Source organism: Sulfitobacter faviae, from assembly GCF_029870955.1.
In the GTDB taxonomy this organism is placed as follows: domain Bacteria; phylum Pseudomonadota; class Alphaproteobacteria; order Rhodobacterales; family Rhodobacteraceae; genus Sulfitobacter; species Sulfitobacter faviae.
In genome coordinates this window covers 1,950,464-1,971,674 of the sequence record NZ_PGFQ01000001.1, presented here as the reverse complement: position 1 = coordinate 1,971,674, position 21,211 = coordinate 1,950,464, and the positions used below count along the sequence as shown (strand labels likewise).

18 protein-coding genes and 4 pseudogenes are annotated in these 21,211 nt (G+C 63.3%); 10 read left to right on the top strand and 12 right to left on the bottom strand.

What is annotated here, in order from left to right:
- Positions 1-8: 8 nt before the first annotated feature.
- The gene (locus tag CUR85_RS10235) at positions 9-1,430 is read right to left on the bottom strand and encodes a dihydrolipoyl dehydrogenase family protein (protein WP_067267465.1); all 1,422 of its coding nucleotides are present in this window, start codon (positions 1,428-1,430) and stop codon (positions 9-11) included.
- Positions 1,427-2,161: a TVP38/TMEM64 family protein gene (locus CUR85_RS10230; RefSeq protein ID WP_067267463.1), complete on the bottom strand. Its 735-nt coding sequence runs from the start codon at positions 2,159-2,161 to the stop codon at positions 1,427-1,429. Before CUR85_RS10230 ends, CUR85_RS10235 begins: the two co-directional genes overlap by 4 nt.
- 316 nt (positions 2,162-2,477) lie before the next feature.
- Between CUR85_RS10230 and rpmH the strand changes: the two genes are divergently transcribed.
- From rpmH to CUR85_RS10180, 10 genes and pseudogenes are all read left to right on the top strand, one after another.
- Entirely contained in the window at positions 2,478-2,612 is a 135-nt protein-coding gene (gene rpmH, locus CUR85_RS10225) for a 50S ribosomal protein L34 (RefSeq protein WP_007118882.1), read from the top strand.
- A 26-nt stretch (positions 2,613-2,638) separates the two neighbouring features.
- A complete protein-coding gene (rnpA, locus tag CUR85_RS10220) occupies positions 2,639-3,061 on the top strand; it encodes a ribonuclease P protein component (RefSeq protein WP_067267461.1) in 423 nt (140 codons plus the stop codon).
- Positions 3,058-3,279, top strand: coding sequence for a membrane protein insertion efficiency factor YidD (gene yidD, locus CUR85_RS10215; RefSeq protein ID WP_067267460.1), 222 nt, complete (start codon positions 3,058-3,060; stop codon positions 3,277-3,279). The genes rnpA and yidD overlap by 4 nt, the downstream gene beginning before the upstream one ends.
- A gap of 66 nt (positions 3,280-3,345) precedes the next feature.
- Positions 3,346-4,214: pseudogene (gene ttcA, locus CUR85_RS10210) on the top strand (tRNA 2-thiocytidine(32) synthetase TtcA).
- Positions 4,215-4,321: 107 nt separating this feature from the next.
- A pseudogene (locus tag CUR85_RS10205) lies at positions 4,322-5,862 on the top strand (putative bifunctional diguanylate cyclase/phosphodiesterase).
- A 302-nt stretch (positions 5,863-6,164) separates the two neighbouring features.
- The gene (yidC, locus tag CUR85_RS10200; RefSeq protein ID WP_067263082.1) at positions 6,165-8,036 is read left to right on the top strand and encodes a membrane protein insertase YidC; all 1,872 of its coding nucleotides are present in this window, start codon (positions 6,165-6,167) and stop codon (positions 8,034-8,036) included.
- Complete coding sequence (locus CUR85_RS10195) at positions 8,036-8,773, top strand: MOSC domain-containing protein (protein ID WP_067263085.1); 738 nt, start codon at positions 8,036-8,038, stop codon at positions 8,771-8,773. The genes yidC and CUR85_RS10195 overlap by 1 nt, the downstream gene beginning before the upstream one ends.
- Entirely contained in the window at positions 8,773-9,423 is a 651-nt protein-coding gene (yihA, locus tag CUR85_RS10190; RefSeq protein ID WP_067263087.1) for a ribosome biogenesis GTP-binding protein YihA/YsxC, read from the top strand. The genes CUR85_RS10195 and yihA overlap by 1 nt, the downstream gene beginning before the upstream one ends.
- Positions 9,424-9,460: 37 nt before the next feature.
- A complete protein-coding gene (argB, locus tag CUR85_RS10185; protein WP_197470845.1) occupies positions 9,461-10,324 on the top strand; it encodes an acetylglutamate kinase in 864 nt (287 codons plus the stop codon).
- A gap of 66 nt (positions 10,325-10,390) precedes the next feature.
- Positions 10,391-10,885, top strand: coding sequence for a SixA phosphatase family protein (locus tag CUR85_RS10180; RefSeq protein ID WP_067263093.1), 495 nt, complete (start codon positions 10,391-10,393; stop codon positions 10,883-10,885).
- 62 nt (positions 10,886-10,947) lie between these two features.
- Here the strand turns inward: CUR85_RS10180 and CUR85_RS10175 are convergent, their stop codons facing one another.
- The 10 genes and pseudogenes from CUR85_RS10175 to CUR85_RS10130 all read right to left on the bottom strand — a co-directional run bounded on the left by CUR85_RS10175 (position 10,948) and on the right by CUR85_RS10130 (position 21,197).
- Positions 10,948-11,715 carry an amino acid ABC transporter ATP-binding protein gene (locus CUR85_RS10175; RefSeq protein WP_067263096.1) on the bottom strand — a complete coding sequence of 256 codons (768 nt, stop codon included), beginning with the start codon at positions 11,713-11,715 and terminating at the stop codon, positions 10,948-10,950.
- A gap of 14 nt (positions 11,716-11,729) precedes the next feature.
- A complete protein-coding gene (locus CUR85_RS10170) occupies positions 11,730-13,028 on the bottom strand; it encodes an amino acid ABC transporter permease (protein ID WP_067263098.1) in 1,299 nt (432 codons plus the stop codon).
- A gap of 3 nt (positions 13,029-13,031) precedes the next feature.
- Entirely contained in the window at positions 13,032-14,246 is a 1,215-nt protein-coding gene (locus CUR85_RS10165; protein WP_067263100.1) for an amino acid ABC transporter permease, read from the bottom strand.
- A gap of 242 nt (positions 14,247-14,488) precedes the next feature.
- Positions 14,489-15,505 (bottom strand): amino acid ABC transporter substrate-binding protein, encoded by a 1,017-nt coding sequence (locus CUR85_RS10160; protein ID WP_067263102.1) that lies wholly within the window; start codon positions 15,503-15,505, stop codon positions 14,489-14,491.
- Positions 15,506-15,698: 193 nt separating this feature from the next.
- A pseudogene (locus tag CUR85_RS10155) lies at positions 15,699-16,411 on the bottom strand (ATP12 family chaperone protein).
- Positions 16,408-17,091: an HAD-IA family hydrolase gene (locus tag CUR85_RS10150; protein WP_067267245.1), complete on the bottom strand. Its 684-nt coding sequence runs from the start codon at positions 17,089-17,091 to the stop codon at positions 16,408-16,410. The pseudogene CUR85_RS10155 and the gene CUR85_RS10150 overlap by 4 nt, the downstream one beginning before the upstream one ends.
- Positions 17,088-18,134 carry an RluA family pseudouridine synthase gene (locus CUR85_RS10145; RefSeq protein WP_067267243.1) on the bottom strand — a complete coding sequence of 349 codons (1,047 nt, stop codon included), beginning with the start codon at positions 18,132-18,134 and terminating at the stop codon, positions 17,088-17,090. The genes CUR85_RS10150 and CUR85_RS10145 overlap by 4 nt, the downstream gene beginning before the upstream one ends.
- On the bottom strand, positions 18,131-18,484 hold the full coding sequence (locus tag CUR85_RS10140; protein ID WP_067267241.1) for a fluoride efflux transporter FluC: 354 nt from the start codon (positions 18,482-18,484) through the stop codon (positions 18,131-18,133). The genes CUR85_RS10145 and CUR85_RS10140 overlap by 4 nt, the downstream gene beginning before the upstream one ends.
- A gap of 31 nt (positions 18,485-18,515) precedes the next feature.
- Positions 18,516-19,823, bottom strand: coding sequence for a replication-associated recombination protein A (locus CUR85_RS10135; protein ID WP_067267240.1), 1,308 nt, complete (start codon positions 19,821-19,823; stop codon positions 18,516-18,518).
- A 1-nt stretch (position 19,824) separates the two neighbouring features.
- A pseudogene (locus CUR85_RS10130) lies at positions 19,825-21,197 on the bottom strand (trypsin-like peptidase domain-containing protein).
- Positions 21,198-21,211: the final 14 nt, after the last annotated feature.

Sequence of the window (21,211 nt, the reverse complement as noted above, 5' to 3'; positions counted from 1 at the left end):
GGGCGATCTCAGGGCAAGAGGCGCTGCACGGCGCGCACCACCGTTTTGACCAGAGCGCTTTCGAACAGGCGCGGGCTGAAATAGGCCCCCGCCGCGCGTTTGTTAATCTCCGAGATCGTGGGGTAAGGGGCAACCATAGCAGCAATCTGGCTCATCTTCATCTTATTGACCAGCGCAAGCGACCACAGGGTGATCAATTCGCCCGCCTGATGGCCGACGATGCTGGCCCCCACCGGGCGGCCCTTGACCACCATGACTTTGATGAACCCTTTGGTCTGACGCTCGGCAATCGCGCGGTCGTTGTGGTTATAGTGGAACCGCACGACCTCCAGCTTGTCGCCATGCTCTTCGTGCGCCTGCGCTTCGGTCAGCCCCACCTGCGCCAGTTCCGGCGCGGCATAGGTGACCCATGGGATATGGTGCAGCTTCGTCTTGCTCGGCAAGCCAAAAAGGATTGAGCGGATCACCACCCCGGCATGATAGCCCGCCACATGGGTAAATTGCAGCCCGCCTGCCACATCGCCGATGGCATAGACCCGGCGGTTGCTGCTGCGCAGGCTGTCGTCGACCTTGATGCCTGCCTTGGTGGTCTCCACCCCGGCCTTATCCAGATCGAGCCGGTCGATGTTGCTCTTGCGCCCCACGGCCATCAGCAGATGCGAGCCCTTGATCACGCGGCCATCCTTGGTCTCGACCGTGATCGCCCCCGCCGCACCGCTGACCTTGGCCGCATCGCTGCCTTCCTCGAAAACCACGCCTTCGTCCCGCATGGTCTGCAACACCACCTCGGACAATTCGGGGTCATCCTTGCCAAGCGCGCGGCTGCCTTCGATCACGGTGACCTTGCAGCCCATCCGCACATGCGCCTGCGCCATCTCGATGCCGATGGGGCCGCCACCGATGATGATCAGATGCTCGGGCTTCTCGCGCAGATCAAAGAGGGTCTCATTCGTCTCATAGGGCACATCCGCCAGCCCCGGAATCGGCGGCACCAGCGGAGAGGAGCCGGTGGCCACGACGATGCGCCGCGCGGTGATGATGGTATCGCCCGCCTGCACCTCTTTATCGGAAATGAAACGTCCGTATTCGCGGATCACCCGCACGCCCAAGCCCTCGAACCGCTCAACCGAGTCGACCGGCGCGATTTGCGAGATGACATCCGCCACGTGATCCTTGGCAGCGGCGTAATCCACCGCCCCGGCGGCAGCCTCCACCCCGTATTGCGCGCTGTGTTGCTGGGTATAGGCGGTCTTGCCGGTCTTGATCAGCGCCTTGGAGGGCACGCAGCCATAGTTCAGGCAATCGCCGCCCATCTTATGCCCTTCCAGAAGGGTCACATCCGCGCCCATCTGCACGGCCCCCGCCGCCACCGACAACCCGCCAGAGCCTGCGCCGATGATCAGAACGTCGGTCTTGATACGGTTGGTCATTTCAGCAGATCCTTCTTACCGGTAAATGTCTTGATCGCCACGGGCAGCAGCGACAGCACGCAAAGGCCCAGAATGGGCAATAGAATATGCGGCTCGAAAATAATCCCAAGGTCGGGCGACTCACCCCGGGCGAAAACCGCACCTAGCCCTGCGCCCACCGAGGTAAAGACCAAGGCCCCCGGCATGATCCCGAAAAACGTCGAGATCACGAAGCGAAACAGCGGCACGCCAAGGAAGGCCGGCAGCAGATTCGCGACAAAGAAGGGCACCACCGGCACCAGCCGGATAAAGAAGAGCATCGACCATTGGTTGTCGTCGATCCCCGCCTTGATCTTGCGCACCATACCTTCGGAGGCGTCCATCCGGTCTTTCAACCGTGCGCCAAGGCCCCATTGCGCGGCCAGAAAGATCACCACCGCGCCCAAGGTCGCAGCACTGACGTTATAAAGCACGCCCGGAAACAGCCCGAAGAGGAAGCCGCCCGTCAAAGTGGCCACCGTGGCCCCCGGCAGGGAGAAAGCCACGATCACCACATAGGCGGCGACAAAGACCAGCGCGGTCAGCAGGTAGTTGCTGTCGCGAAAGGCGATCAGCGCCTCGCGATTGTCACGCAGCGCGTCGAAACTCAGGTAATCGCGCAGGGTAAAGGCCCCGATGGCAGCGACGACCGCGATCAGCGCAAGGGGCAGATAGCGCATCAGCGCGGGTTTACTTTGGTCATTGCGGCTCATTTTCACACTTCCTTGGGCCTGCATCAGACCAATTTCGCTTTCCTCAATGATGGCGTGAAGCGGGGCGCGGGAACAGGCTCCTCACGCGCGCTTGATGGGACTTGTGCGGGAAAGGGCGATTTTGCAAAGTTACGGGGTGAACTGAAACAATTCCGGCCCCGCAAACCGGCATTTTGTTGCAAAGCGCGGTTTTTCCCTGTCAGGGGGTTTGACTTGCGCGCCCCGCCGCATTAGAGGACGGGCTTGAATTGACGCTGGCCGCGGTGGAACCTTCAAGTGATTCCGTGCCCAGCCAGCTTTAGATGGAGACGGAGCGATGAAACGCACCTTTCAACCCTCGAACCTCGTGCGCAAGCGGCGCCATGGTTTCCGCGCGCGCATGGCCACCAAAGCCGGCCGTAAGATCATCAACGCACGCCGCGCACAGGGCCGGAAATCGCTGAGCGCATAAGCGCCCTCGATCTTCGGAACCAGAATATGACACCGCCGGAGGCACCCTTGAATGGCACTTGCGCCACGAAGGGGAACCCTGCCCCGGCGGTTTCTCTGCGTCTGGAGACCCTGACCAAACGGGCGGATTTCCAACGTGCCAGCCGCGCCAAACGCGTGGCCACCCCCGGCTTCATTCTGCAAATGCGCCCCCGCCGGGAGGATGAGCCCAGCGCGGCGCCCATTCGCGTGGGATTCACCTGTTCCAAGAAGGTCGGCAATGCCGTGGCCCGCAACCGCGCCAAGCGCCGCCTGCGCGAGATCGCGCGGCTCACCCTGCCGCAGGCGGGGCGCGCGGGCATGGACTATGTCTTTGTCGGGCGGCGCGAGGCGACAGCCACCCTGCCCTTTGATCAATTGCTCGCCGATCTGGCCCGCGCGCTGGATATTCTGCACGGGGTCCGAAAATGACTCCCTTGGCCGCGCTTCTTGCCCTGCCCGTGCGCGGCTATCGGCTGATCTTCAGCCCATGGGTCGGGCATAACTGCCGCTATCAGCCCACCTGCAGCGCCTATGCGTTGGAAGCCTTGCAAAAACACGGCGGGCTGCGGGGCGGATGGCTGGCCGCCCGCCGGATCGCGCGCTGCCACCCTTGGGGGCAAAGCGGGATCGACAACGTTCCCGATTAGCGCCGCGCTTGCGGCAAAGGGGCAAAATGCCCTAGGTGAAGCCAAGCTGATAGTGAGAGACCGACGATGCTGGACGAAACCGACGAGATTCACCCCCTCTTTGCCGGCGCACCGCAAAGCACCGAGTTCAAGAAACTGCGCAAACGCATCGTCCGCATGACCCGCGAGGCGATCGATCAATACGGCATGGTGGAGCCGACCGCCCAAGGCGCACCCAAGCCGAAATGGCTGGTCTGCCTATCGGGCGGCAAAGACAGCTATACTCTGCTGGCGGTTCTGCATGAGCTGCAATGGCGCGGCCTGCTGCCGGTCGAGCTTTTGGCCTGCAACCTCGATCAGGGGCAGCCAAATTTCCCGGCGACCGTGCTGCCGGAATTCCTTGAAAAGATGGGCGTCCCGCATCGCATCGAATATCAAGACACCTATTCAATCGTGATGGACAAGGTCCCCGCCGGGCGCACCTTCTGCGCGCTCTGCTCCCGCCTGCGCCGGGGCAATCTCTACCGGATCGCGCGGGAGGAGGGCTGCTCTGCCGTGGTGCTGGGGCATCACCGGGATGACATCCTCGAAACCTTTTTCATGAACCTTTTCCACGGCGGACGACTGGCGACCATGCCGCCCAAATTGGTTAACGAAGAAGGCGATCTTTTCGTCTACCGCCCCTCGCCCATGTCGCGGAAAGCGATTGCGAACGCTTCGCCACGGCGATGAACTACCCGATCATTCCCTGCGATCTTTGCGGCTCGCAGGACGGGCTTCAGCGCCAACAGGTGAAGGCGATTCTCGACGGGTGGGAGGCCAATAGCCCCGGTCGTCGGCAAGTCATGTTCCGCGCGCTGATGAACGCCCGCCCCTCGCACCTGCTGGATCCCAAGCTTTTTGACTTCGCCGGGCTCATGCGGAACGTTGAGGGTACGGAGCAAGAACAATTTTAGATAATAATCCGCAAAAAAGCGGGTTCTGTTAACCCACAGCACACCCTAAAGGCGATATCCCTCCCCCGTCAGCGCAGGCATTGCGCGTATTGGGAAGGGATATCGCGATGGCAATTCACCGGCTTTCCGGGCTCACGCAGCTGCACCAGTCGTTCGCCGCTTTGCTCAGCGGTCAGGCTGCTTTGGCCTTCCTCCCCGCGCTGACGTTGCTGGCCTTTTGGATCGGCGGCGAAATGGCCCTGATCGCCGCCTCCGCCGCGCTGCCGCTTCTTTTTCTTGCGGGGCAGCGCTTTGGCGGGAATTCTCAGGCACCCCGAGACGCGCTCGGCGGCATCCTACAGCGCAGCGCTTTTGAGGAGCTGACAGAACAAGTTTTTCAAACCGCCCAATCTCGGGGGCGTTTGTCGGCCACATGTTTCATTGCGCTCGAAGGGCTTGACCAAATCATCGAACGCCACGGTCAGACCGCCGCCGACACGGTTCTGCGGCAAAGCGGCGAACGATTGCAGGGCGCCCTGCGCGACGATGATCTCATCGGCAAGATGGGAGAGGCGCGGTTCGCCGTCTGCACGGCCCCGGTACGGCAGCTTGACCTTGAACTCTGCATTCAACTGGCCGGGCGGCTACAATCCGCCTTGGAAGAACCGTTTTTCGTCGATGGGGTTACGATCTACCTCACGGCCTCCGTCGGCTTTTGCCTTAACACCCGCACCCCGGGCAGGGATGCCGCCGCATGGCTTGCCGCCGCCGCCACCGCCCTGCGCAGCGCGCAGCGGCGCGGCCCCTCCTCCATTCGCGCCTTTTCCGACCAGATGCGCCGGGAAAGCGAAAGCCGCGCCGAACTGCGCGAAGAGGTCGCGCAGGCCTTAGACAGCGGCCAAATACAACCATGGTTTCAGCCGCAAATCTCAACCGACACAGGCCAGATCACCGGCTTTGAAGCCTTGGCGCGCTGGAACCACCCGGTACAGGGCATGATCCCCCCTTCGGATTTCCTGCCCGCCGTCGAGGAGGCCGGCCTGTTGGAGCGTTTGGCCGAAGTCATGATGTACCACGCCTTCGCCGCCCTCAAAGCCTGGGATGGCTCCGGCACCGTAGTACCGCAGATCGGGGTGAACTTCGCCGGGGGCGAACTTGCCAACCCCCGGCTCATCGACAAAATCACTTGGGAGCTGGACCGGTTCGACCTGTCCCCCGACCGGCTCGCCATCGAAGTGCTGGAAACCGTCGTCGCCTCAACCGCCGACGATGTGATCACCCGCAATATCAATGCCCTGCGCAAGCTCGGTTGCCGCATCGATCTTGACGACTTCGGCACGGGCCATGCCTCCATCGCATCCATCCGCCGCTTCTCCGTCAGCCGGATCAAGATCGACCGCTCTTTCGTCATGAAGGCCGACCGCGACCCCGACCAGCAGCGCATGATCAGCGCCATTCTCACCATGGCCGAACGACTGGGCATTGAGACCCTTGCCGAAGGGGTGGAAACGGTGGGGAGCATGTCTTGCTCGCCCAACTCGGGTGTGACCATGTGCAGGGATTCGGCATCGCCCGCCCCATGCCGTTTGAGCAAACACTCGATTGGATCGCCCGCCACAACGCGAAACTGCAAGACGTGCCGCGCATCATGAATGGGCGTGCCACCTAGCGGGCTCTGTGCCTAGCACCGGCCCGGAGCATTAAGCGACGGTGGTCGCGACGGCCGAAGGGTCTCAGGCAGAGGAGAACACCCCGCGCCCCGAAGTACGGCCACGCCCTCTGCCCCCTGCCCCGTTCAATGCTGGGGCCACCGCACCCCCGCAACCGCCCCCGGCGAAACTCCGCAAAACCCATGCCAGATGGACCAAAACCACCCTGCATCCCCCTTCATCCCGCCCGATTCCACTTGACCTTTGGCCCCGCACTCTGTTGAACCCCCGTGATATTCAAAGACATCAGGTGGCGGTCCCCATGGACGAACAGAACAAGAATCTCATCCTTGCCACGGCGCTCAGCTTTGCCGTCATCCTCGTGTGGTTCCTTCTGTTCCCGCCCCCTGAAGCCGACCCAGCATTGGAAGCCGGTACCGAGATCAGCCAAACTGTCGAGGGCACTTCGGTTCCCGCCTCCACCGCCGATACCGCTGCCGCGCCCGGCACGGAAGATGGCGAAGGCGCCGCCCCCGAAGGCCGCCGCGCGGCACTGGCAGCAGCGCCCCGCGTGGCAATCGCGACAGACAAGGTCAGCGGCTCCATCTCGCTCATGGGCGGTCGGATCGACGATCTGAAACTGAACGATTACCAAACCACGCTCGACGCGGATGCCGAAATCGTGACCCTGCTCTCCCCCGAAGGGTCGAGCGATGCTTACTATGCGCTGCACGGTTGGGCCGCCGGTTCGGGCCTCGCCCCCGATGCCGTGCCGGGTGTCGACACGCTTTGGACCCTGAGCGAGGGCGAAACGCTAGGCGTCGACAGCCCCGTGACCCTCACTTGGGACAATGGCGCCGGGCAGGTCTTTACCCGCACCATCTCGGTCGATGACCAATATATGTTCGACATCACCCAGAGCGTGACCAACAACGGCGAAGGCGCGGTGAACCTCGCCCCCTTCGGCATGATCGCGCAGCACGGGCTGCCCGAAGACCTGAAAAGCTTCTTCATCCTGCATGAAGGCGCCGTGGCCATGGCCAATGGTGAACTTGCCGAAGTCGATTGGGACGATATCGCCGAAGCCGATGTGAACAGCACCTGGGGCCGCCCCGCCGTGGTCACCGAAGGCGTCACCGAGGGCTGGGTCGGCTTTACCGATCACTATTGGCAGGCGGTGCTGATCCCCGACGCGGGCGAAACCTTTGAACAGGCGCTCACCTATGATCCGCGCGCGGACACCTACCGCGCCTTCACCCGCCAGCCGACCCGCTCGGTCGCGGCAGGCGAAAGCGTGAGCACCTCCAGCAAGTTTTTCGCCGGTGCCAAGGAATGGGAAACCCTTCAGGATTACCAATCCTCCGGTGTTGCCAAATTCATCGACAGCATCGACTGGGGCTGGTTCTTCTTCCTGACCAAGCCGATCTTCTGGCTGCTGCATGAGCTGAACAAGCTTATCGGCAACATGGGTGTTGCCATCATCGGCCTGACGCTGCTGATCAAGGCGGTCCTCTTCCCGCTGGCGTACAAATCCTACGTCTCCATGGCACGGATGAAAGAGCTTCAGCCCGAGATGGAAAAGCTGAAGAAAGAAGCGGGCGACGACCGTCAGAAGATGCAACAGGGCATGATGGAGCTCTATAAGAAGAACAAGGTGAACCCTGCTGCGGGCTGCCTGCCGATCCTGCTGCAAATCCCGATCTTCTTCTCGCTCTACAAGGTGATTTTCGTCACGATCGAACTGCGCCACGCGCCCTTCTTTGGCCCGTTCCAAGACCTCAGCGCGCCCGATCCGACGTCGATCATGAACCTCTGGGGCCTCTTGCCCTATGCCGCGCCCGAGCCGGGTTCGATGCTGGCGCTGATCTTCATCGGCATCCTGCCGCTGCTCTTGGGTATCTCCATGTTCCTGCAGCAAAAGCTGAACCCGGCGCCCACCGACCCGACACAGCAGATGATCTTTGCATGGATGCCATGGGTTTTCATGTTCATGCTGGGCGGTTTCGCGAGCGGCTTGGTGGTGTACTGGATCGCCAACAACACGATCACCTTCACCCAGCAATATCTGATCATGCGCAGCCAGGGGTACAAACCTGACCTCTGGGGCAACATCAAAGGCGGCTTCAAACGCACGCCCAAGAGCGCTGCCGCCAATGCGGATGCCAAGCCCAAATCGGGCAAGTCGAAAAAGTGATGCAGGTCACCGCGCTCAACCGGCATCCGCTCAAGGCCCATGGCCGCGAGACGGTTGAGCGAGTGACCCTGCGCGCCGGGCAATCCATGCCCTACGACCGGCTCTGGGCCGTGGCCCATGACGCCTCCAAAGCCGCGCCGGGAGATTGGGCGCGGTGTTTGAATTTCACCCGGGGGGCCTCTTCGCCACAGTTGCAGGCGATCAAAGCCAAGCTGGATGAGACCACTGAGATGCTCACCCTGCGCCATCCGGCGCGCGGCGAAATCACCTTTCAGCCGGATCGCGAACAGGCTGCCTTCCTCGACTGGGTGCGCCCGCTGGTGGCCGAAGGCCGCGCTGCCCCGGTGGATATCCTCCGCCTTGATGGCCGCGGCTATACCGACAGCGCGGAGCCGACGCTGTCGCTCAACAGCCTCACCTCCCATCGCGCCGTCGAAGAACTGGCAGCTGCCCCGCTGCAAACCGCCCGCTGGCGCGGCAACATCTGGTTTGACGGCGCCGCCCCTTGGGCCGAGTTCGACTGGCTGGGGCGCGACTTGAAAATCGGCGAAGCACGGCTGCATGTGTCCAAACGCATCACCCGCTGCCTTGCCACCACCGTAAACACCGACACCGGCGCGCGCGACGTGGACACGCTCGCCGCACTCGACCAATTGGGTCACCGGGATTTCGGTGTTACCCTGACCGTCACCAAGGGCGGAGAGATCGCCGTGGGCGACGAACTGGAGCTGATCTGATGCAAGTGAACTACACCATCGCCGAAGAGCCGGACGCCCCGAGCGCCGAGAAGGGCCGGATGCTTTTCGCCGGTGAGACGACATTCGTCAAAGGCGTGGTGGCGATGGATGGGCTGCCGCCCCCCGACCGGATGGAGGTCTGCTTTGCCGGGCGCTCCAACGTCGGGAAATCGACGCTGATCAACGCCCTGACCGGGATGAAAGCGCTGGCGCGGGCCTCGAACACGCCGGGCCGGACGCAAGAGATCAACTTTTTCACCGCCGGGGAAGAGCACTACCTCGTCGACCTGCCGGGCTATGGCTATGCCAATGCGCCGCTGCCAGTGGTCGAGAAGTGGCAGCGCCTGCTGAAACAATACCTCTCGGGCCGCCAGACCCTGCGCCGCGCCTTCGTGCTGATCGACGCGCGCCATGGCGTGAAGAAGGTCGATGATGAGATCATGTCCCTGCTCGACAGTTCCGCCGTCACCTTTCAGGTCGTGCTGACCAAGGCGGATAAGGTCAAGGAAGCCGAACGCGCAAAGATCCTGTCACAGGTGAAAGACGCGCTGAGCAAACACCCCGCTGCCTACCCGGAGATTGTCGTGACATCTTCGGAAAAGGGCTGGGGCATCCCTACGCTGCGTGCCATCATCGCCACGCTGGTATAGCACCTCCCACCGCTATCGGCTTCCCATGGGTCAACAGATGAGAACGCAAGACATGAACCGCGACTGGATCGCCACCGCCCAAACCCTCAGCCAAGCTCTGCCCTTTTTGCAACGCTACGCCGATGCCACCGTGGTCATCAAATTGGGCGGCCATGCGATGGGCAGCGACGACGCGATGGACGAATTTGCCCGCGATGTCGCGCTGATGCGGCAGGTGGGGGTGAACCCGGTGATCGTCCATGGCGGCGGCCCGATGATCAACGACATGCTGGCGCGGTTGAACATCAAATCCGAATTCGTGAACGGCAAACGGGTGACCGATGCCGCGACCATGGAAGTGGTCGAGATGGTGCTCTCGGGCCTCGTCAACGCGCGGATCGTGCAGGCGATCTCGGAGCAAGGCGGCCGCGCGGTTGGTGTTTCGGGCAAAGACAGCGGGTTGATCGTTTGCGACCCCGAAGACCCCGCTCTGGGCCTCGTGGGCAATCCGACACAGGTCAACCCGCGTATCCTGCGGGACTTTGCCGACAAGGGCATCATTCCCGTCATCGCGCCGCTCGGCATGGGCCGCGGGGGGGAGACCTATAACATCAACGGCGACACCGCCGCTGGCGCCATCGCGGGCGCATTGGAGGCCGACCGCTTGCTGCTGCTGACGGATGTGGCGGGCGTCAAGGACGGCAACGGCGAGGTTGTGACAGACCTGACGGCGAGCCAGATCAACGAGATGATCGCCGATGGCACCATTGCGGGCGGGATGATTCCCAAAGTGCAAACCGCGCTGGACGCGCTCGAAGGCGGTGTGCGGGCGGCGGTCATCCTCGACGGGCGCGCGCCCAATGCCTGCCTGTTGGAGCTTTTCACCGAACACGGCGCGGGCAGCATCATTCGCAAGGGTTAGGCCCAAAGCGCTTGCCCCCTGCCCCTGCTTCGCGCCTATGATGGGTCGAGCAGTGAAAGGAACGACATGCGCCGCCTGATCCTGATGCGACACGCGAAATCGGACTGGTCCCATGGGACCAGCGACCACGACCGCCCCTTGAACGCCCGCGGGCGCGGGGCGGCCCAAGCCCTCGGCAATTGGCTGCGCGCAGAGGCGCTGCTGCCTGATGCGGTGCTCTGCTCAACGGCGGCCCGCACCCGCGAAACCTGCGCCCGCTTGGCGCTGCCTGAGGGTTGTCGGGTGGAGTACCTGCGCGAACTCTACCTCGCCGAGCCTGATCAGATCATCACCAGCCTGCGCCAGCGCGGCACGGGCAACACCCTGCTTCTGGTGGCGCATAACCCCGGCATCGCTGCTGCCGCCGCAGGGCTGTTGCAGCAGCCGCCCGAACAGGAAGCCTTTGATCGCTACCCCTCGGGCGCGACGACGGTGTTGGATTTCGCGGTTGAAAGCTGGGCCGAGGTGGCCCCCGGCAGCGGCCTGCTGCACGCCTTCACCGTCCCCAAACAACTGGTTTAAAACGCAAGCGCCCCGACCGAATGGCCGGGGCGTAGGTTTTACCTTGGTCCGATTTGCCCGGTTCAGTGCCCGAGAATCTGGCTCAGGAACAGCTGCGTGCGCGGGCTTTGCGGGTTGTTGAAGAAAGCCTCCGGCTCGTTCTGCTCAACAATCTGGCCTTCGTCCATGAAGATCACGCGGTTCGCCACCTGACGGGCAAATCCCATCTCGTGGGTCACGCAAAGCATGGTCATGCCCTCTTCGGCAAGCTCGATCATCGTGTCGAGCACCTCTTTGATCATCTCGGGGTCGAGCGCCGATGTCGGCTCATCGAACAGCATGACCCGCGGGCGCATGCAGAGCGAACGGGCAATCGCCACACGCTGCTGCTGACCGCCCGAAAGCTGGCCGGGATACTTATTGGCCTGATCGGGGATCTTCACCTTTTCAAGGAAATGCATCGCCGTTTCCTCGGCTTCCTTCTTGGGTGTCTTGCGGACCCAGATCGGCGCCAGCGTGCAGTTCTCAAGGATCGTCAGATGCGGGAAGAGGTTGAAGTGCTGGAAGCACATGCCGACCTCGGAGCGGATCTTGTCGATGTTCTTGAGGTCCGAGGACAGAAGCGTGCCATCGACCTCGATGGTGCCCTTCTGATGCTCTTCCAGTGCGTTGATGCAGCGGATCAGCGTCGACTTGCCCGAACCCGAAGGCCCGCAGATCACGATCCGCTCGCCCCGGTGCACGGTCAGATTGATGTCGCGCAGCACGTGGAATGCCCCGTACCACTTGTTCATGTTGTCGATGCGGATCGCGACTTCGTCGGATACTTTCATTTGTGCGGTCTCAGCCATGCGAGAACCCTCCCTTAACGATGGTCAGTCGCAAGACGGCGTTCCAGCCACTGCGAGTATTGAGAAATGCCGTAGCAGACGATGAAGAACAGCACAGAAGCAAAGAGAAAAAGCTCCCAGTAAACACCGTTCCAGTCGGTCGAGGCGAGGATCGGACCGCGGATCATGCCGATGATGTCAAACAGCGAGATCACCGAGACCAGCGTGGTGTCCTTGAACAGGCCCACCGCGATGTTCACGATGCCCGGGATCGAGATTTTCAGCGCCTGCGGCAGGATGATCAGCCGCATCGCCTGCGGATAGTCGAGGCCAAGGCTGTCGGCGGCCTCGTACTGGCCCTTCGGCAGCGCGGCGAGGCCACCCCGGATCACCTCGGCGATATAAGCCGAGGAGAACATGGTGATCATGATCACCACGCGGATGAAGAGGTCCACCCCCGAGCCCGGCGGGAAGAAATAGGCCAGCATCACGTTCGCCACGAAGAGGAGCGTGATCAGCGGCACGCCGCGAACGAACTCGATGAAGACCACGCAGATGCCCTTGACGATCGGCAGGTGGGACTGACGGCCAAGCGCCAGCGCGATGCCGATGGGCAGCGATAGCGACACGCAGGTGATGCCCAGCATCATGTTGAGCATGAAGCCACCAAGGTCACGGCTGGGGATCGCTTGCAGCAGGGGCGATGCGGGACGCAGCGCCTCGCTAATAAAGCCGCCGATATACCAGACGATCACCGCAGCGACGACGCCGCCCGCCAGCGCCATGGCAAAGCTCTTCTGCACCAGACGGCTATAGACGACATAGCCCGCCACGATGCCCAAGAGCGCGAAGATCGGCCCCCAGATCGGCCCGCCCCAGATCAGCCAGAAGGCAAGGAACGGGTAAACGCCGGTGAAAAGCAGCAGCTTGCGCGGCAGGTCGATGAAGAGCACGGGGGCCGCGGCAAGGAACAGCAGCACCAACGCGAGGGTGGGACGCCAGTATTGGTCGCTGGGATATTTGAAGCCAAAGAGCAGTTGATGCCAACGCTCACTCAGCACCGAGAAACAGGCCCCGGTCGCGCCGTCCAAAATCTCGCGGCATTCCGACAGGCTGCTTGCCGACCAGACGCCGTTCAACAGCCAGGGCAGAGAGCCGGAGACCAGAAGATAGAGGAAATAGAGCGCCACAATCGTCAGGATCGCATTCGCCCATGTGGGGAAAAGGTTGTCCTTCACCCATTTCAACGGGCCGCCGACCTTATCCGGCGGGGCCGCCGGCGGCAGCGAGGTTTCACGCACGAAGGCGATGGATTCAGCATGTGTGTCTGACATGGCTTAACGCTCCTTCAGCTTCGTTGCGTTGTTGTAGACGTTCATCACCATGGAGATGCCCAGCGAGATGACGAGGTAGAAGAGCATCAGAAGAACGACGCATTCAATCGCCCGCCCGGTCTGGTTCAGGGTGATCCCGCCCAGCGTCGCGGTGATGTCGGCATAGCCCACGAGGATCGCCAGCGAGGAGTTCTTGGTGATGTTGAGGTAGTTCGAGATGAGCGGCGGGATGATGACACGCAGCGCCTGCGGCAGCACCACAAGGTTCATGATCCGGCCCGACCGCAGACCCAAGGCGGCAGCGGCTTCGGACTGGCCCTTGCTAACCGCTTGAATGCCGGCGCGGACGTTCTCGGCGATGAAGGCACCCGTGTAGATCGACAGGGCGAACCACAGCGCGATCAGCGGCGCGCCGATCTGGATGCCGCCGCGGAAGTTGAAGCCCTTCAGCGCGGGGTAGTCGAGCCCGATCGGCATGCCCATGATGAAGAACATGATGATCGTCGGCAGCAACAGGATCGCGACCGAAGGCCAGAGCATCGGCAGCAGGCGACCGGTGTCATAAAGCAGCTTGGTCGCATAGCGGCGGTAGGCAAAGACGCCGATCACCGAGGCGACAAAGGTCGCCACCACGATCATCGACCCCGGCCCCCAGACCGGCCCGGGAATATAGACGCCCCGGTTGGTGAAGGCGAAAGAGCCCAGCATCATGGTCGAGGCCGGATCGTCACCGCGGAAGGCCGAAGGCGCGGGCATGGCGGCGGTCATGATGGTGTAGATGATCAGGATCCAGATCAGCACCGGGATATTGCGGAAAATCTCGACGTAGCCGGCCATCAGCTTGCGTACGAGCCAGTTGTTCGACAGGCGCAGAACCCCGGCGATGACGCCAAAGATCGTGGCCGTGACACAGGCAAGGAAGGACACCAGCAGCGTGTTGATGATCCCGACCCAAGCCGCCTGAAGGTTCGACGATTGGCTGGTATAGGGGATCAGCGTCTGGTTGATGTCATAGCCCGCCGGATTGCCAAGGAACTGGAAAGAGATGTTCAAACCGGCGGCGCGGAGGTTCGCGGCAAGGTTCGATCCCAGATACCAGATCGCCGTGACCAGCAGCGCCAGCGCGATCACCTGAAAGGTGATCGACCGATAGCGGGTGTCGCTCAACAGCATAGATGGCCGGAACGACGCCTTGGGAGGGTCGGAGAATGTCGTCATGTATGTATCCCTGTGTTCCGGCTTGTTTTTTATCGGTGCATTTGGCGCACCTTGGCCGAATCATTTTTGGTCGTAGATCGATTTATCTCGATCGTGGGTTTTTATTGTCTCGTTGGGGTTTCGTCAGTCGTTTTTTGACCGTTCTTCTTGTCAGTAGGGAGCTTTTGTTGGCCAGAGGCAGGCAGCCCCACCGGCCAGAGGCGCAAGGGGCGCAGGAATTCCCGCGCCCCTCGCTTCGCTATTTAGCGGAAGGGCGGTGCGTAGAGCAGGCCACCGTCTGTCCACTGGGCGTTCAGCCCGCGTGCCAGACCGATCGGGGTCTCTTCGCCGATGTTCTTGGCAAAGATCTCACCGTAGTTGCCTTCGGCCATGATGGCGCGCTTGGCCCAGTCGGCGTCGAGGCCGATCATCTCACCCAGCGTGCCTTCGGTGCCCAAGAGGCGGGCGACTTCGGGGTTGTTGGTGTTGCCGGTCATCTCTTCGATGTTGGCCGAGGTGATGCCCAGTTCTTCGGCAGCGATCAGCGCGTTCAGCACCCAGCGGGTGATGTCGCCCCAGTCGTTGTCGCCGTGACGGACCAGCGGGCCCAGCGGCTCTTTCGAGATGATCTCGGGCAGCAGCACGTGCTCATCGGGGTTTTCGAAGGTCGCGCGTGTCGCGGCAAGGCCGGAGGCGTCGGTGGTGTAGGTGTCGCAGGCACCGGCAAGGTACTGCTGCTGGCCTTCGGCGTTGGTTTCAACGGGCACCGGCTCGTAGCTGATGTTGTTCTTGCGGAAGAAGTCCGCGAGGTTCAGCTCGGTTGTGGTGCCGGTCTGGATGCAGACGGTCGCGCCGTCGAGATCCTTGGCCGAGGAAACGCCAAGCGCTTTCGGTACCATGAAGCCCTGACCATCGTAGTAGTTCACGCCGACGAAGTCGAACTTCAGGTCGGTGTCGCGGCTGAAGGTCCATGTGGTGTTACGTGCGAGGAAATCGATCTCGCCCGAAGCCAGCGCGGTGAAGCGGGTCTTGCCGGTTGTCGGCACGAATTCCACGGCGTTCTTGTCGCCCAGAACGGCGGCGGCAACGGCACGGCACACGGCCACGTCGAAACCTTCCCATTCGCCGTTGGCGTTCGGCGCGGCAAAGCCAGCAAGGCCGGTGGTCACGCCACAGTTCAGCTTGCCACGGGCTTTGACGTCATCAAGCGTGGCGGCACCAGCAGCGCCGGCCGCAAGGCCAGCAACGGTCAGCGCGCCAAAAATTACGGTTTTTTTCATTTTTACCTCTTCCTGATAGTCCGCCACGTTCACTGGCGGTTAATCCGACGCCAGATGACGCCGAAAGCGATCTTGTGCAGGGTTTCCCCTGCTCAATGAAAAGCAGTGTGGGCGGATTCAGGTTTGAAGGTCAAGGGCGCGATGGGCAAAATCAGGGCGGGTTTTCACATCGAGTCGCAAAGCTTTTATCAAGTTAAGCAGCTTTGCAAAGCACTATTATTGCACATGCATGTAAAAACGCCTGCCGCTTGATTTCGGCCTCTTGCTCGGCCACGTCATCGCGGCCCCACTGCTCCGCCTGCCATGTCTCATCGAGCCGCGACAGGGCCCAAATCTCCACGGGGTCAAAGGCCTGTTCGAGCGCGGCAAAGCCAAGGATCAGCGAGCCGGTGAGGCTCACAAGGTCATGAAAAGCCGCCAGTTCAAAGGGATCGAGCGCCGCCGTCCGCCGGTGCAACTCGGCCAGGGCTTCGGGCGCTTGCGGCTCATGCATGATGCCCTCCCGCGTCTCCAACCGCACGCCAAGGGTTTGCGCGGCCCAGTCCAGCATCGGATCCCACTCAGCCGCTTGCCGGGCGACCAGACCTTCGGGCTGTCGGCGCGGTAGCACAGAAGATCGCTGTCGCCATAGGCCGCGAGCATCTCGACGACCTCGGCCTTTTGCACCGCGACCTTGTCGATCGCGGCATTGGCGGTCTTGGTCACCGGCATGGTGCGCGGGTCGATCTGTTTCTCCTGCGCCTGCCATTCGGCGGCCACGGCCTCGGCCATGGCACGGGTCGGCAGGGTCAGCGGGCGCTTGGCCGGGGTTTTCACCCGGCGGCCGTCCAATTCGACGGTGAAACCGTCGTCGACCGCGACCACGGCGGCGTCTTTCCAAAAGCGTTTGGCTTTCCAGTCACTCATGCGGGAATGCTCCAGATTTGTTCCAGCAGGGCGGGCAGCGCCGCGAAATCCTCGACCAGATGCGCGGCGGCGGCCAGCCGTTCCGGGCCGTGATAGCCCCATTTGACGCCGATCCCGGTCACCCCGGCAGCGGCGGCCATGTCCATGTCGAAAGAGGTATCGCCGATCATCACCGTGGCCTCAGGCCCTACCCCGGCATCGGCCATCGCCTGATGGATCATCGACGGATGCGGCTTGGAGGGATGAAAATCCGCCACCTGCTGCGTGATGAAAAGCCCCTCCAGCCCGTGACCGGCGATCAGCTTGTCCAGCCCGCGTTTCGACTTGCCCGTGGCGACGCCCAACAGCACCTCCGGCTCTGCGTGAAGACGCCGCAACGTCTCAACCGCGCCGGGGTAAAGCGGCGAGGATTGCGCCACGCCTGCCTCAGCCCGCAGTGTCATATAGGCAGCCTTATAGGCTTCAACCATCGCAAGGTGATCCCCCGCCGGGCGCGTGGGGGCCAGCACCGTCATCGCCACATCCAGCGATAGGCCGACGATTGACAGGATCTCGGCCCGCGTTGGCGCGGGCGCCTCCACAGCCGCAAAGGCCGCCGTCATCGCCGCGACGATATCGCCTTGGCTGTCGACCAGCGTGCCGTCGACGTCAAAGATCACCAAACGAAGCGGTTTGCTCATTGCAGCGACTCGAAAGGGTCTTCTTCGGCGAGATCTTCGGTCCAACCGAAGGTGTCCCAGCTATGCGCCATATGGTCGGGCAGTTCAGCGGTGATGGTGACCACCTTGCGCGTGTGCGGATGCTCGAAACGCATCATCCGCGCGTGCAGGTGGAGCTTCTTCGAGATGATCCCGCCCAATTGCGCGCCCCAGCCATCGCCGAGGTTCTCCTGCCCCGAGCCGCCGTATTTGCCGTCGCCGACGATCGGATGCCCGATCTCAGCCATATGCGCCCGCAGCTGGTGGGTGCGGCCCGTGACCGGCTCCATCGCCACCCAGGACGCGCGCGAGCCGACGCGGAACAGCGTGGCATAAAGCGTATGCGCGCGTTTCGCGCCCGGCGTGTCGTCCATGTCGCGCGGGTGCACGGCGATCATCTTCTCGCCCTCGCCCTTGCGGCCATGGCCGCCGGCCTTCACCAGACCGTATTTGATCTCGCCCAAGTACGGTGTCGGCACGCCCGCGACGATGGCCCAATAAATCTTGCGGGTTTCGCGGTGCCGCATCGCCGCCGTCAGCGCCTTGGCCGCCGCGCGGGTGCGCGCCAAGAGCAAGACGCCCGAGGTATCGCGGTCGAGCCGGTGCACCAGCCGCGGCTTTTCCTCGGCATCGAAGATCAGCGCCTCGGACAGCGCATCGACATGGCGGTCGGCCTGACCGGAGCCGCCCTGCACCGCCAGACCGGCGGGCTTGTTCAGCGCGATGACGTGGTCGTCGCGGTAGATCACGCAGTTGCGGATCATCTTGGCATCCGCCTCGGTGATGCGTGTCCGCTTGGGCGGCGGGGGCGGCGCGGCATCGGGCAGCGGCGGCACGCGCACCTGCTGGCCCGCCTCGAGCCGCGTGTTGGCCTTGACCCGGCCCCCATCGACACGGATCTCGCCCTTGCGGCACATCTTCTCGATGAGGCCCTGATTGATCTGCGGAAACATCCGCTTGAACCAGCGGTCGAGCCGCTGGTCGCCATCACCCTCGGCGACGGTCAATGTCTGTACGCGGCTCATGCCAATACCTCTCGGGCCAACCAGAGGCCCAGCAAACAGGCGGCCAGCGACAAGATCACCGAGGCCCCCACATATGAAAATGCGACAGCGGCGCGGCCTGCCTCGAGCAGGCGCAACGTGTCGAGCGAAAACGCCGAGAAGGTCGTGAAGCCACCCAGAAGCCCGGTCATCAGGAAGGGCAGCAGCAGCGCCTTTTCGGCGAGCGTGACCCAGACCACCCCGATGGCGAGCGAGCCCGCGACATTCACCGCAAGCGTGCCGAGCGGAAAGCCCACGGCCAGACCGACAAGGTAGCGCAGACAGGCCCCCAGAGCGCCGCCGAGCGCCACCATGATCAGTGTTTTCATCATCGACACCCCATCGCGCCTGCGCGGCCCGGAGTCAAGTTTTCCGCTTGGCACGCAGCCCAGCGAAGTAATCCTGCCGTTTTTTCAACTCCCGCTCGAAACCGCGCTCCACCGGCTCGTAGAGGCTGGGCCGCTCCATCGTGTCGGGGAAATAGTTCTGGCCTGAGAACCCATCTTCGGCGTCATGGTCATAGGCATAGCCCGAGCCGTAGCCCTGTTCCTTCATCAGCTTGGTGGGCGCGTTCAGGATATGTTTCGGCGGCGGCTCCGACCCGGTGCTGCGCGCCAGACGCCGGGCGCCCTTGTAGGCCTTGTAGACGGCGTTGGATTTCGGCGCGAGGCAGATGTAGGTCAGCGCCTGCGCGATGGCGAGCTCCCCCTCGGGGCTGCCGAGGCGTTCGTAGGTCTCCCATGCCTGCAGGCAGAAGGCCTGCGCCTGCGGATCGGCAAGGCCCACGTCCTCCACCGCCATCCGGGTGATGCGCCGCATCAGGTAGCGCGGGTCCTCGCCGCCCTCCAGCATCCGCCCCAACCAGTAGAGCGCCGCGTCCGGGTCCGAGCCGCGCATCGATTTATGCAGGGCCGAGATGAGGTTGTAATGCGAATCCCCCGACTTGTCGTATTGCGCCGCGCGGCGCATGAGGCGCTTCGACAGGCCCGCCTTGTCGAGCGGGGCATCGTCCTTCCACGCGGTCACCTGCTCGATCAGATTGAGCAGCGCCCGCCCGTCGCCATCGGCCATCTCCAAGAGCGCCTCGCGCGCCTCGGGTTGAAGCGGCAGGGGCTTGCCCAGCTCGCGTTCGGCCCGCTGCGCCAGACGCTCCAAGTCGTCATGCGGCAGGCGTTCGAGCACCAGCACCTGCGCGCGGCTCAGCACGGCGGCGTTGAGCTCGAAACTCGGGTTTTCCGTGGTGGCGCCGACCAGAAGGATGGTGCCATCCTCCATATGTGGCAGGAAACCGTCTTGCTGCGCCTTGTTGAAACGGTGGATCTCGTCAACGAAGAGGAGCGTCCCCTGCCCCTGACGGCGGCGCATCTTGGCCGCGTCAAAAACCTTGCGCAGTTCCGGCACGCCCGAGAAAATCGCGCTGATCTGCACGAAATGCAGATCGGTTTCATCCGCCAGAAGCCGCGCGATCGTGGTTTTGCCGACGCCCGGCGGCCCCCAGAAGATCAGCGAGGACAGCGCCCCGGCGGCCAGCATCACCGAAAGCGGCGCATCGGGGCCGAGCACTTTTTCCTGCCCGATCACCTCGGCCAGCGATTTCGGCCGCAGCCGGTCGGCCAAGGGGCGGTGACCGCCCTCTTCCGCCTCTTCCGTCTCTCCGAACAGATCCGCCACGCTACCCCCTGAACCGCAGCGCCATGCGCCGGTCACCGCGTTGTATCACCATCTGGATGCGGCGCACCTGCCCCGAGAGCAGGGCCACGAGGGCGGCGGTATCCTCCACCGCCACGCCGTTGACCGAGAGGATCACGTCGCCATCGCTGAGCCCCACGCGCGGGCCGAAGCGCCCGGCGTCGAGCACCACCACGCCCGCGCTTTCCAAGGGCAAATTCATCTCGTCAATGACCGCCGGATTGATCTGTGCCGCTTTGAGCCCCGGCAGCAGGCTGCGCGCGCCCAAGGTGACCTCGGCCCGGTCCGGCACGTCGGGCGCGGCGATCAGGGCCACGGTCACCTCCTGCAACCGCCCCTCGCGCATGACGCCCACGCGCGCGGAATGGCCCAGACCTGCCACCGACATGCGGTAGATCATCTCGGCGGGTGTGTTCACCGGCTGGTCGTCGACGCTGACGATCACGTCGCCAACCTCCAGCCCCGCGCCGTTGAAGGGGCTGGCGGGATGCAGCCCGGAAACGATGATGCCGCCCGGACGGTCCAGCCCCAAGGGCCCCGCCATGTCGGCATCGACCGGCTGGCCCGAAAGCCCCGCCCAGGGGCGTTGGAAAGCGGTCTCCCCGGCGCGAGCCTGTGCGACGAAGGCGGCGACCAGATCGGCGGGAATGGCAAAACCGATGCCGTTGCTGCCGCCCGAGCGCGTGAGGATCGAGGTATTCACCCCGATGAGCCGTCCGCCCATATCGATCAGCGCCCCGCCGGAATTGCCGGGATTGATCGGCGCGTCGGTCTGGATGAAATAGCCCTGCCCGCCCCGCCCGCGGCGCCGGAGCGCGCCAGCCCCGAGACGATCCCGCTCGACACGGTCTGCCCCACACCGAAGGGGTTGCCGATGGCCAGCGTCAGCTCCCCCACTTCCACCGCGTCGCTGTCGCGCAGTTCGAGGAAGGGCAGATCCTCGGCCCCGGCGAGCTTGAGGATCGCCAGATCGCTCTCGGCATCGCCCAGAAGCACGCGGGCGCTGTACTCGCGCCGGTCGTTCAGCACGACGCGGATGTCGGTGGCGGTCCCGACGACGTGGTAATTCGACACGACAATCCCGTCAGCCGAGAGGATCACGCCGGAGCCGAGCGAATTCTGCACCCGGGGTCGCTCGGAAAAGGGATCGCGAAAGAAACGTTCGAAGAAGGGATCGGCCTGCAACGGCGTGCGCCGGGCCTCGGTGATGGTGCGGGCATAGATGTTGACCACCGCTGGGGCGGCCTGTTTGACCAGCGGCACGAAGCTCAGTTGCATCTGTGCTGCGGAGCTCGGCACCTGCTGCGCCATCAGGGGCGTGGCCAGTAGCATGAGGATCAGGGCAAGGGTTCTCATGCCCCAGATATGCG

Bases quoted from the DNA above. Each gene is read 5' to 3' on its own strand.
- CUR85_RS10235 (WP_067267465.1), bottom strand. From the start codon at position 1,430: ATGACCAACCGTATCAAGACCGACGTTCTGATCATCGGCGCAGGCTCT.
- CUR85_RS10175 (WP_067263096.1), bottom strand. From the start codon at position 11,715: ATGGCTGAGACCGCACAAATGAAAGTATCCGACGAAGTCGCGATCCGC.
- CUR85_RS10160 (WP_067263102.1), bottom strand. From the start codon at position 15,505: ATGAAAAAAACCGTAATTTTTGGCGCGCTGACCGTTGCTGGCCTTGCG.
- CUR85_RS10180 (WP_067263093.1), top strand. From the start codon at position 10,391: ATGCGCCGCCTGATCCTGATGCGACACGCGAAATCGGACTGGTCCCAT.
- CUR85_RS10140 (WP_067267241.1), bottom strand. From the start codon at position 18,484: ATGATGAAAACACTGATCATGGTGGCGCTCGGCGGCGCTCTGGGGGCC.
- CUR85_RS10230 (WP_067267463.1), bottom strand. From the start codon at position 2,161: ATGAGCCGCAATGACCAAAGTAAACCCGCGCTGATGCGCTATCTGCCC.
- CUR85_RS10165 (WP_067263100.1), bottom strand. From the start codon at position 14,246: ATGACGACATTCTCCGACCCTCCCAAGGCGTCGTTCCGGCCATCTATG.
- CUR85_RS10150 (WP_067267245.1), bottom strand. From the start codon at position 17,091: ATGAGCAAACCGCTTCGTTTGGTGATCTTTGACGTCGACGGCACGCTG.
- CUR85_RS10195 (WP_067263085.1), top strand. From the start codon at position 8,036: ATGCAGGTCACCGCGCTCAACCGGCATCCGCTCAAGGCCCATGGCCGC.
- CUR85_RS10145 (WP_067267243.1), bottom strand. From the start codon at position 18,134: ATGAGCCGCGTACAGACATTGACCGTCGCCGAGGGTGATGGCGACCAG.
- rpmH (WP_007118882.1), top strand. From the start codon at position 2,478: ATGAAACGCACCTTTCAACCCTCGAACCTCGTGCGCAAGCGGCGCCAT.
- argB (WP_197470845.1), top strand. From the start codon at position 9,461: ATGAGAACGCAAGACATGAACCGCGACTGGATCGCCACCGCCCAAACC.
- CUR85_RS10170 (WP_067263098.1), bottom strand. From the start codon at position 13,028: ATGTCAGACACACATGCTGAATCCATCGCCTTCGTGCGTGAAACCTCG.
- yidD (WP_067267460.1), top strand. From the start codon at position 3,058: ATGACTCCCTTGGCCGCGCTTCTTGCCCTGCCCGTGCGCGGCTATCGG.
- yihA (WP_067263087.1), top strand. From the start codon at position 8,773: ATGCAAGTGAACTACACCATCGCCGAAGAGCCGGACGCCCCGAGCGCC.
- rnpA (WP_067267461.1), top strand. From the start codon at position 2,639: ATGACACCGCCGGAGGCACCCTTGAATGGCACTTGCGCCACGAAGGGG.
- yidC (WP_067263082.1), top strand. From the start codon at position 6,165: ATGGACGAACAGAACAAGAATCTCATCCTTGCCACGGCGCTCAGCTTT.